This window comes from Syntrophorhabdus sp., from assembly GCA_012719415.1.
GTDB lineage: Bacteria > Desulfobacterota > Syntrophorhabdia > Syntrophorhabdales > Syntrophorhabdaceae > Delta-02.
In genome coordinates, this window is the sequence record JAAYAK010000204.1 from 131,360 (window position 1) to 141,029 (window position 9,670).

The 9,670-nt window shown below is 57.1% G+C and carries 7 protein-coding genes; 6 read left to right on the forward strand and 1 reads right to left on the reverse strand.

From position 1 onward, the window contains the following. Positions 1-99 precede the first annotated feature (99 nt). The 3 genes from iorA to GXX82_12085 all read left to right on the forward strand — a co-directional run bounded on the left by iorA (position 100) and on the right by GXX82_12085 (position 5,119). Complete coding sequence (gene iorA / locus GXX82_12075; GenBank protein NLT23775.1) at positions 100-1,908, forward strand: indolepyruvate ferredoxin oxidoreductase subunit alpha; 1,809 nt, start codon at positions 100-102, stop codon at positions 1,906-1,908. A gap of 10 nt (positions 1,909-1,918) precedes the next feature. Then, a complete protein-coding gene (locus GXX82_12080) occupies positions 1,919-2,512 on the forward strand; it encodes an indolepyruvate oxidoreductase subunit beta (GenBank protein ID NLT23776.1) in 594 nt (197 codons plus the stop codon). Between the two features lie 138 nt (positions 2,513-2,650). Continuing rightward, entirely contained in the window at positions 2,651-5,119 is a 2,469-nt protein-coding gene (locus tag GXX82_12085; GenBank protein NLT23777.1) for an insulinase family protein, read from the forward strand. Positions 5,120-5,191: 72 nt separating this feature from the next. Here the strand turns inward: GXX82_12085 and GXX82_12090 are convergent, their stop codons facing one another. Then, positions 5,192-6,325 carry a DegT/DnrJ/EryC1/StrS family aminotransferase gene (locus GXX82_12090; GenBank protein ID NLT23778.1) on the reverse strand — a complete coding sequence of 378 codons (1,134 nt, stop codon included), beginning with the start codon at positions 6,323-6,325 and terminating at the stop codon, positions 5,192-5,194. A 365-nt stretch (positions 6,326-6,690) separates the two neighbouring features. On the opposite strand from GXX82_12090, the gene GXX82_12095 reads away from it, so the two are divergent. From GXX82_12095 to GXX82_12105, 3 genes are read left to right on the forward strand one after another with little or no spacing between them, the layout of a single operon-like run. Then, positions 6,691-7,977 carry an acetyl-CoA C-acetyltransferase gene (locus GXX82_12095; GenBank protein NLT23779.1) on the forward strand — a complete coding sequence of 429 codons (1,287 nt, stop codon included), beginning with the start codon at positions 6,691-6,693 and terminating at the stop codon, positions 7,975-7,977. 2 nt (positions 7,978-7,979) lie between these two features. Beyond that, positions 7,980-8,759 (forward strand): crotonase, encoded by a 780-nt coding sequence (locus tag GXX82_12100; GenBank protein ID NLT23780.1) that lies wholly within the window; start codon positions 7,980-7,982, stop codon positions 8,757-8,759. A 19-nt stretch (positions 8,760-8,778) separates the two neighbouring features. Next, positions 8,779-9,576, forward strand: coding sequence for an electron transfer flavoprotein subunit beta/FixA family protein (locus tag GXX82_12105; protein ID NLT23781.1), 798 nt, complete (start codon positions 8,779-8,781; stop codon positions 9,574-9,576). The last annotated feature ends 94 nt before the right edge of the window (positions 9,577-9,670 follow it).

Genomic DNA, 9,670 nt, shown 5'->3' on the forward strand with positions numbered 1-9,670 from the left:
ATTAACAAGCCTTGGTTAAAATACAGAAAAAAATCGTTCCAAAGGAGGTGAAGCAATTAGTCACTCAAAATCCAGGCGATACGCCATTATGGGGGTAGTATGAAAGAAATAATGCAAGGAAACGCAGCAATTGCAAGAGGTGCCTGGGAAGCTGGTGTGAAAGTCGCTGCCGCATATCCCGGAACACCAAGCCGTGAGATCCTCAAAGACGTAGCCGACAATTACCCGGAGATCTACGCTGAATGGTCACCCAACGAGATGGTGGCTGTCCAGGTAGCCGCGGGAGCGGCCCTTGCCGGTGCGAGAGCGATGGCATCAATGAAGCACGTCGGCATGAACGTCGCGTCAGACGCCCTGATGACCCTTGCCTACACGGGTATCAAGGGCGGTCTCATGATCGTCGTGGCGGACGATCCCAACGTCCACAGTTCCCAGAACGAGCAGGACAGCCGGAACTGGGCCCGCTTCGGCAAGGTTCCCATGCTGGAGCCGGGCGATGCCCAGGAATGCTACGAATTTACCAAGGCATCCTTCGACATCAGCGAGAAGTTCGACACCCCCGTTCTCCTGAGAACGGTGACAAGGATCGCTCACGCCGATTCACTCGTCCAGACGGGCAAGAGGGTCGAATCCAAGATGCCTCTCGGCCTCGACCCGAAAGAGGCACCCAAGTACGTTATGGTCCCCGCCCACGTCAGACCGAGAAGAAAGGCCGTCGAAGAACGCATGAGGAAGCTCGAGGCCTTCGCCGACAAGACGAAGCTCAACAAGATGGAGATCAATTCGAAGAGCGTGGGCATCATCGCCAGCGGTTCCGCGTACATGTATGCGAAGGAAGTGTTTCCCGAATACTCCTTCCTGAAGCTCGGCATGGTCTGGCCGCTTCCGAAGAAAATGATAGCTGACTTCTTCAAGCAGGTGAAGAAGGTCATGATCATCGAAGAGCTCGATCCCTTCTTCGAAACAGAGATCAAGGCGATGGGCTACAAGATCTTCCACGGCAAGGACATCATCCCCAACATGTACGAACTCTCCCCTGAGATCGTCGAGCAGGCCGTGAAGGGCAAGGCCTACAAGGCCCCGAAGGTCAGGGTAAAACCGGAAGACCTCCCGAGAAGGCCGCCGAACCTCTGTGCCGGCTGTTCTCACAGGCCGCTCTTCTACGCGCTGAAGAAACTGGGCGCCTTCGTTTTCGGCGACATCGGATGCTACACGCTAGCCGTTGCTCCGCCGATCTCCGCCCTGCACACCACGATCTGCATGGGTGCCGGCGGCGGTATGGTGCATGGCGCCATGAAGGCGATGGGCAAGGACGCCCTCGGGAAGATGGTCGCCGTCCTTGGCGACTCCACGTTCCTCCATTCAGGTCTTGCTCCTCTCATGAACGCGGGCTACAACAAGGGCAACAGCACCACGATCGTCCTCGATAACAGGATCACGGGTATGACGGGCCACCAGGAACACGCGGGGACGGGTTTCACCGTCCGCGGCGAACTGGCGAACCAGGTCGACTATGCCCAGATCGGCAAGGCCCTGGGGATCAAGAACATCCGCTACGTCGACCCTTACAACATCAAGGAAACGATGGAGGTCGTCAAGGAAGAGATGAACAGGGACGAAGCATCCCTCATTCTCTGCAAGGACAGCCCCTGCATGCTTCTTCGCAGGGCGAAGCCTCTGGAAAGGTTCAAGAATCCTCTCTATGCCGTCAACATGGACAAGTGCCGCGGCTGCAAGATGTGCCTCGAGATCAACTGTCCCGCGATAAGCTGGCGGGAAGGCGCAGGCCAGACAAAGGACGGGCAGAAGAGGAAGGGCACGGCCTATATCAACCCCGATCAGTGTGTCGGCTGCGAAGTTTGCGTGCAGGTATGTAAATTCGACGCCATAGAACCGGCTAAGAAGTGAGGAGGCGAATATGAAAAAAGATGAAAAAACGACAAACATATTTCTTTCCGGTGTAGGCGGGCAGGGTGCCATACTTGCGAGCAACATTCTCGGTGAGGTCTTCATTCGGGCCGGATACGATGTCAAGAAAGCGGAAGTTCACGGCATGGCCCAGAGGGGCGGGGATGTGACCACCCATTTCCGTTTCGGCAAGAAGGTCTATTCGCCGATCATCAAGTACGGCGATGTCGATTACCTTCTTTCCTTCGAGCTCCTCGAGGCCCTTCGCTACATCAACTGGGTGAAACCGGACGGCAAGATCGTCATCAATACCCAGGAGATACTTCCCCCGTCGGTAAGTCTCGGCCAGATGCAGTACCCCAAGGGTGTGGAGGATACCTTCAAGAAGTATTTCAAGAACAATGTCCACGTGATAAATGGTATGGGCATAGCGAAGGATCTCGGTAACCTGCAGGCCCAGAACGTCGTCCTCGTCGGCGCGTTCTCCAATTTCTTCCCGAAGATCAAGGAAGCATATTTCATCGACGCCATCAAGAAGCTCCTGGCGCCGAAGCTCCATGACCTCAATATCAAGGCGTTCGAGGCGGGAAGAAAGGCCCTGTAACAACCGAAGAAGCATATGATCACAGGGTTCAAGCGTTTTAGACAGGAAGAAAGGCCCTCTCGGGGGCCTTTCTCTTTCCTGTTGTTCATTGTGCTCACCGTGAGCGTGATGTTCTCGTTCCCGGGAAGGATGGCAGCGATGGAAGTTCACTCTCTCAAGAACGGCCTCACCTATGTCTTCGAAGAACGCAGGAACACCGGCGTCGTCGCCATACAGGTGTGGGTGAATGTCGGCAGCAAGGATGAGGATGACCGGGTCGCCGGCATAACACATTTCATCGAGCACCTCATCTTCAAGGGGACGGAGAAGCTCAAGGGCAACGCCTTCGCTTCCCGCATAGAGGCCATGGGAGGGAGCGTCAACGCCTTCACCTCCTTCGACAACACCGTCTACCACATCGTCATACCCTCCCGGGTCTTTCGGGAAGGCTTCGAGCTCCTCATGGAATCCGTCAGGAATCCGGCCTTCCCCGAGGGCGAGATCTCCAGGGAACGCAAGGTCGTCCTCGAGGAGATAAAGATGGGTGAGGACGACCCGCAGCGGAAGCTCTTCAAGGAGCTTTTCTCCCTGAGCTATCATGGCCAAGCATACGGGAGGCCGGTCATAGGATTCGCCGACGTCGTGGAGAAGATCACCCGGCAGGACATTGTTGAATACTTTCGGTCCCACTATGTCCCCCCGAACCAGACTGTTGTGATAACAGGTGACTTTGACAGCACCCTGGGGCACAGGTTGATCGCCGAACACTTCTCCGGGGACACGTCCGTCGCGCCCCCTCCCGAACGGCATGTGCCGAAGGACGGATCGAAGGGAGAAAAGGAGAAGGTCCTTGAGAGGGACCTCAGGGAGAGATACGTTGCCTTTGCCTACCCGATCCCCAGGAGGACCAGCCCCGATGTGCCGGCCCTCGACGTCCTCGGTGTCATCCTGGGGGATGGGGAGAGTTCCCGGCTTCAGGAATCCCTGAAGAACAGGAAGGGTATCGTGAACGGAATAGCAACGTATGTCTTCACTCCCAAGGAGGAAGGGCTTTTCGTGATCTACGCCAACCATTCGGCCGATGACAGGGACGGGGTGCTCCGGGAGATAGACAGGGAGCTGAAGAGGGTACAGAAGGAGGGCATCAAAGACTGGGAGCTTGTCAAGGCAAAGAACATGCTCAGGGCCTACTATGTCTATGACGCCGAAACAGCGCAGGGCAGGGCCCGTCAGATAGGCGATTCCAGGACCATGACGGGCGATCCCCGCTTCATAGAGAAGTATCTCGCGGACGTCGACGGGGTCACGGCGGATGATGTCCGGAAGATGGCCGCCAGGTACCTTCGACCCGATGGCCGGCGCACCGTCGTCATGGGGCCCCGCAAGGCCGTGAAGAACCCCTACCGCAAGACGTTGGATAACGGCCTGACATGTCTCGTGAATAAGAACGCTTCCTCGCCCACCTTCTCCTTCAGGATCGGTTTCACGGGAGGTCTCAAGGCGGAGGAGGCAGGGAGGAACGGTGAGTTCAACCTCCTCGCACGGATGCTCCTGAAGGGAACGAAAAGCAAGAGTTCCTCGGAGATAGCGAGGCAGATAGACCTCCTTGCGGGAACACTGACACCCTACAACGGGCGAAACCTTTTCGGGTTGTCAGGCAGGTTCTTGAACAAGGACATAAAGGATGTCCTCAAGCTCCTCAAGGAGCTCCTCGTCGAGACATCCATGACGGAGCGGGAACTTACACGGGTGAAGAGGGAGGTCCTCTCGGAGATACGCCAGCGGGATGACGATCCGGTTTCCTTCACCTTCCTGCGCTTCAACGAGGCCATATTCGCCGGCCATCCTTACAGCCGTGACCCCATGGGGAGCGAAAAGGACGTGGAAGCGCTGTCCGTCAAAGACATCGGGGACCTGTACCGCGCGTACGTTACCCCCCGCGGTGCCGTCCTTGCCTTGTCGGGAGATATCGACGAAAAAGAGGTCTTTTCGTACCTCGAAGAGTTGTTTGGCGGCTGGGAAGGTCCGAAGACCGGTCTTGCCAGGGTCGGTGCCGGGCGCGTCGGCAAGGAGATCGCCGTCGAGAAGGAGATTCAGCAGACCCACATGGTCTTCGGCTTTGTCGGGCCGGGGCTGACCGACGGGGACCGGTACGCCGCGGAGGTCCTCGATGCGGTGCTGAGCGGCATGGGGGGAAGGATGCACAGGGTATTCAGGGAGGAAAAACCCTCCGCCTACGCGGTCACCTTCTTCAACCAGATGGCCTACGAGACGGGCGCTATGGGGATCTACATAGGAACAAGCAAGGAATTCGCGAGGGATGTCATTCGGACCGCTCGTGAAGAGATCGAGAAGATCCGCCGGGAGGGGATTTCCGACAAGGAGGTCCGGGACGGAAAGAACTACCTCATCGGCAACCATTATATAAGGATGCAGTCCAACGGCGCCATCGCCGCGTCGATGTGCTTCGACACGCTTTACGGCCTCAACCCGGATCTCTTCAAGACCTGGCCGGGACTCATTGAGAAGGTTACGAAGGAGGATGTCGACCGCGTGGCCCGCACATACCTCACTCTGGACTCAATGGTCAGGCTGGTGGTGGGGAATATAAAGGACAATAACAAATGACCGGGGATGGCCGGGCCTTTCCCATGACCCATCACCTATAACCCATATCCTGCGTTATTACCCTTTTTCTGGTCATTGGTCATCCTCACTACCTTCATCCTGTTTCTCAAAGAATGACCTTATACTCTTGATTATGTAGTCTTTTTCTTTCTTCTTCAATTCCGGGAAAACGGGGATGGCGAGGCTTGTCCTGGCCGCCTCTTCGGCGATGGGAAGATCGCCCTCCTTGTATCCGAGATAAGAGAAGCAGGGCTGGAGATGAAGGGGTAGGGGATAGTAGATCCCCGTCATGATCCCTTTTTCCTTCAGGTGGAGCTGGAGAGCGTCGCGCCGCACCGTCCGGACCACGTAGTGATGGAAGATGTGTGACGTCTCGTCGTCGATGGCGGGAAGCACGAGGGGAAGGTCCCTCAGGTGCATGTTGTAGTAGCCGGCCGTCTCGAGACGCGTCTTGTTCCAGGAGACGAGTTTTTTCAATTTGACGCAGAGCGCAAGGGCCTTGATCTCATCGAGGCGGCTGTTGAAACCTATCATTTCGTGGATGTACGGTTTCTCCCCCATCCCGTGGACACGAAGCTTGCGGACCTTCTCACCGAGGTCGGGACGCCGGGTGAGCACCATGCCTCCCTCTCCGATACCGCCGAGGTTCTTCGTGGGATAGAAACTGGTGGCCGCAATGTCACCGAAGGTGCCCGCCGACGAGCCGCCGCGCCTCGCCCCGAGCGCCTGTGCCATGTCCTCGATGACGGGCACGCCGTGCTTCTCCGCAATGGCAAGGATCCTTTTCATGTCGCAGATCCTCCCGAAGAGATGCACGACTATGATGGCCTTTGTTTTCGGGGTGATCGCCTTCTCGACCTGTCCCGGGTCGATGTTCATGTCCCTGTCCCCAATGTCGGCAAAAACAGGCCGGGCCCCCACGAGAGCGATGGAGCTTGCCGTCGAGAAGAATGTGTAGGGCGTGGTCACGACCTCGTCGCCCTGTCCGATGCCGAGGGCCATGAGTGAGAGGATGAGGGCGTCGGTGCCGTTGGCGCAGGAGATGGCGTGCGCCGCCCCCGTCATCGAAGCCACCTGCCCTTCGAGTTCCTGGCAGTACTGCCCGAGGATCAGTTTCTGCTCGTCCAGTATCTCCCGTACGCCTTTGAGGATATCTTTCCTGACTCCCTTGAACTGCGCCTTCAGGTTAATGGGTGGAATCTTCATATCTGCAGCATCCTTTCGTCATGGCATGTGATCGGCCGGGGGACCGGACTATGTTAGCATATTATCTCCCGTCAACTCAATATTTCGTTCTGTGCTTCCTTGCCGGTCCCCGGCCACTCCCCGTCGCGGGTTCCTCCTCGCCCCGGTAGCGCTCCGCCCACCGGGGGCTTCTTGCGAAAACGGGTGCCGCCCCGGACCACGGGGCCTTCCCGGGAGCTTCAACCGATTTTGCAACCCCCGGGCCGGGATGTCGAAATAGATGCCCGGTCAGGTATCTGGACAACCATTAAAACCGTTGACAAATACTTGGAATTGCGATAAAAACATTGTGAAATTTTTTTCAACTGAATTGAAAGGAGACCTGTATGAAAGAGGCAGTTATTGTTTCGTGCGCCAGAACTGCGATCGGCCAGTTCGGTCAGTCATTGAAGGACATCCCCGTTGTAACCCTTGGTGGAACAGCGATCAGGGAAGCGATCAAGAGGGCGGGGATCAGGCCTTCGAAGAGCAAGGACAAGGAATTTGCCCCTGCGATCTTCGAAGGCAAGACAGATACCGAACTGGAAGCAAAGTTCTACGATTACGACAGCAGTTTGAAAGAGGTCGTGATCGACGAAGTCATCATGGGTAATGTTCTTCAGGCGGGACTCGGTCAGAACTCGGCGCGCCAGGCCAGCATCCGCGGCGGCGTACCGAAAGAAACAGCTGCTTATACCATCAATAAGGTCTGCTCCTCGGGCTTGAGGGCGATAATCGCCGGCGCCGGCTCCATCATGCTCGGCGAGAACGAAGTTGTCGTGGCGGGCGGAATGGAGAACATGAGCCTTGCCCCGTTTACGCTCCCCGGACTGAGATGGGGCGCGCGGATGTTCGACACCAAGGCTGTCGACCTCATGGTCCTCGACGGTGTTTGGGAGATCTTCTACGGTTACCACATGGGCTTTACCGCGGAGAACATCGCCGCGAAGTACGGGATCTCCAGGGAAGAGCAGGACAAGTTCGGTCTCCTGAGCCATCAGAGAGCGAGAGCGGCCATAAAGGCCGGCTGGTTCAAGGACGAGATCGTCCCTTTCAGCATTCCCCAGAAGAAGGGTAATCCTATCATCTTCGATACCGATGAAAGACCGATGGACACCACTCTCGAAAAGATGCTTTCTCTCGCGCCGGCCTTCAAGAAGGATGGCGGGACGGTCACGGCAGGCAATGCGTCGGGATTGAACGATTGCGCATCCGCCGCGGTGATAATGACGCGGGACAAGGCGAAGGAACTGGGCATCAAACCGATGGGAAAGATAATCTCCTGGGCCAACGGCGGTGTGGACCCCGCATACATGGGCTTGGGTCCCGTCCCGGCCATCAAGAAGGCGCTCAAGAAGGCCGGCATGACCATCGATCAGATCGACTGCATCGAGCTCAATGAGGCCTTCGCGTCCCAGTCGATCGCCTGCATCAGGGAACTCGGCATCAACATGGACAAGTGCAATATGTTCGGCGGTGGCATCTCCCTTGGGCACCCCATCGGCTGCACGGGCGCCCGGCTCGTCACCACCGCCCTCTACCAGATGAAGCGGCTCGGCCTCAAGTACGGTCTCGTATCCATGTGCATCGGCGGCGGTATGGGTCTCGCCGCTATCATCGAATGCGAGGCGTGATGATGGAATTCAAAAACCTTGTCGTTGAAAAGAAGGACGGTATAGCCATTCTGAAGTTCAACAGGCCCAAGGCCCTGAACGCCCTCAATTCGGAGACGCTCGTCGAGTTGAAGGCGGCAGGGGAGGCACTGAACGCGGACAGCGAAGTCCGTGTCGTCATAGTGACGGGAGAAGGGAAGGCCTTTGTGGCAGGGGCAGATATTCTGGAGATGAAGGACCTGACGGCCCTCGAGGGTATGGCCTTCTCAGCGAGGGGGCACGAGGCGTTCGCCACCCTCGAGAACATGGAGAAACCGGTGATAGCCGCAGTGAACGGGTTCGCCCTGGGTGGCGGGTTCGAAGTGGCTCTCGCCTGCGACATCATATACGCCTCAGACAAGGCAAAGGTTGGTTTTCCCGAAACGGGCCTGGGAATACATCCCGGGTTCGGGGGAACGCAGCGGACGGCAAAACTCGTCGGGCTGGCTAAGGCGAAGGAACTCATCTTCACGGCAAAGACGATCGGAGCCGCCGAGGCTTACGAGATGGGCCTTCTGAACAAGGTCCTGCCAGATGACCAGCTGATGCCCGAGGTGATGGCACTGGCCGCCAAAATAAGCGCCAACGGGCCCTTCGCGGTCAGACTGGCGAAGGAATGCGTCAACAAGAGCCTCTCTCTCGATAACAAGGAAGGGCTCACCCTCGAGGCAAAGGACTTCGGGCTCTGCTTTGCCACGAAGGACCAAAAAGAGGGCATGACGGCATTCGTCGAAAAAAGAAAAGCCACCTTCAAGGGTGAATAAAACATATAAGGAGGACACTGTGAAGATAGCGGTTTGTTTGAAACAGGTTCCTGATACCGAAGCAGAGATCAAATGGGATATCCCGAAGGGAGCCCTGAGCAGGGACGGAATGGATTCCATCACGAATCCCTTCGATGAGTTCGCGCTTGAGGAAGCACTGCTTACGAAGGAGAACTATGATGGCGAGATCGTGGCCATTTCCATGGGTCCCGAGGGAGCAAAGGACGTGCTGAGGAACGCCCTGGCACTGACGGTAGACCAGGTTGCCCTGTGCACCGATGACGCCTTCGCCGGCTCCGACACCTATTCGACGGCCTCTGTCCTTGCGGCAGCGATCAAGAAGGTCGGCGACGTGGATGTCGTCTTCACGGGCAAACAGTCAACCGACGGCAACACCGGCGTGGTCGGGGCGGAACTGGCGGCCATCCTTGGCTTCAGCCCCCTGACACAGGTTTCAAAGGTCCGTTCCATCGATGCGGCAGGAAAGAAGATCGTAGTGGAGAGGGCCGTCGAAGGCGGCACCGAAGTGGTCGAGGCAAAACTTCCGGCCGTTGTCTCCGTTATCAAGGGTATCAATGAGCCGAGGCTTCCGAACCTCATGGGCATCAGGAAGGCATCCAAGATCGACATCCCTCAGTGGAGCGCGGGTGACCTTGGCGTTGACGCCGGGAAAGTGGGAGTTGCGGGCGCCAGCACGAAAGTGGTCGAGATCGCCGTACCGCCTCCCCGCGGCGCGGGCGAGATCTTGAAGGGCGAACTCGAAGAGATCGCCAACACGATCACCGACAAGCTCATTGACTTGAAAGTTATAAAATAACTTGGAGGAGGGAGAGAACAATGGCTAACGATGTATGGGTTTACATAGAACATAAAGACGGTGCCATTGCACCGATGTCTTTCGAGCTTCTCGG

What these genes read in the sequence shown, in the direction of transcription:
- iorA (NLT23775.1), top strand. Translation starts at nt 100, where the DNA reads ATGAAAGAAATAATGCAAGGAAACGCAGCAATTGCAAGAGGTGCCTGG.
- GXX82_12080 (NLT23776.1), top strand. Translation starts at nt 1,919, where the DNA reads ATGAAAAAAGATGAAAAAACGACAAACATATTTCTTTCCGGTGTAGGC.
- GXX82_12085 (NLT23777.1), top strand. Translation starts at nt 2,651, where the DNA reads ATGGAAGTTCACTCTCTCAAGAACGGCCTCACCTATGTCTTCGAAGAA.
- GXX82_12090 (NLT23778.1), bottom strand. Translation starts at nt 6,325, where the DNA reads ATGAAGATTCCACCCATTAACCTGAAGGCGCAGTTCAAGGGAGTCAGG.
- GXX82_12095 (NLT23779.1), top strand. Translation starts at nt 6,691, where the DNA reads ATGAAAGAGGCAGTTATTGTTTCGTGCGCCAGAACTGCGATCGGCCAG.
- GXX82_12100 (NLT23780.1), top strand. Translation starts at nt 7,980, where the DNA reads ATGGAATTCAAAAACCTTGTCGTTGAAAAGAAGGACGGTATAGCCATT.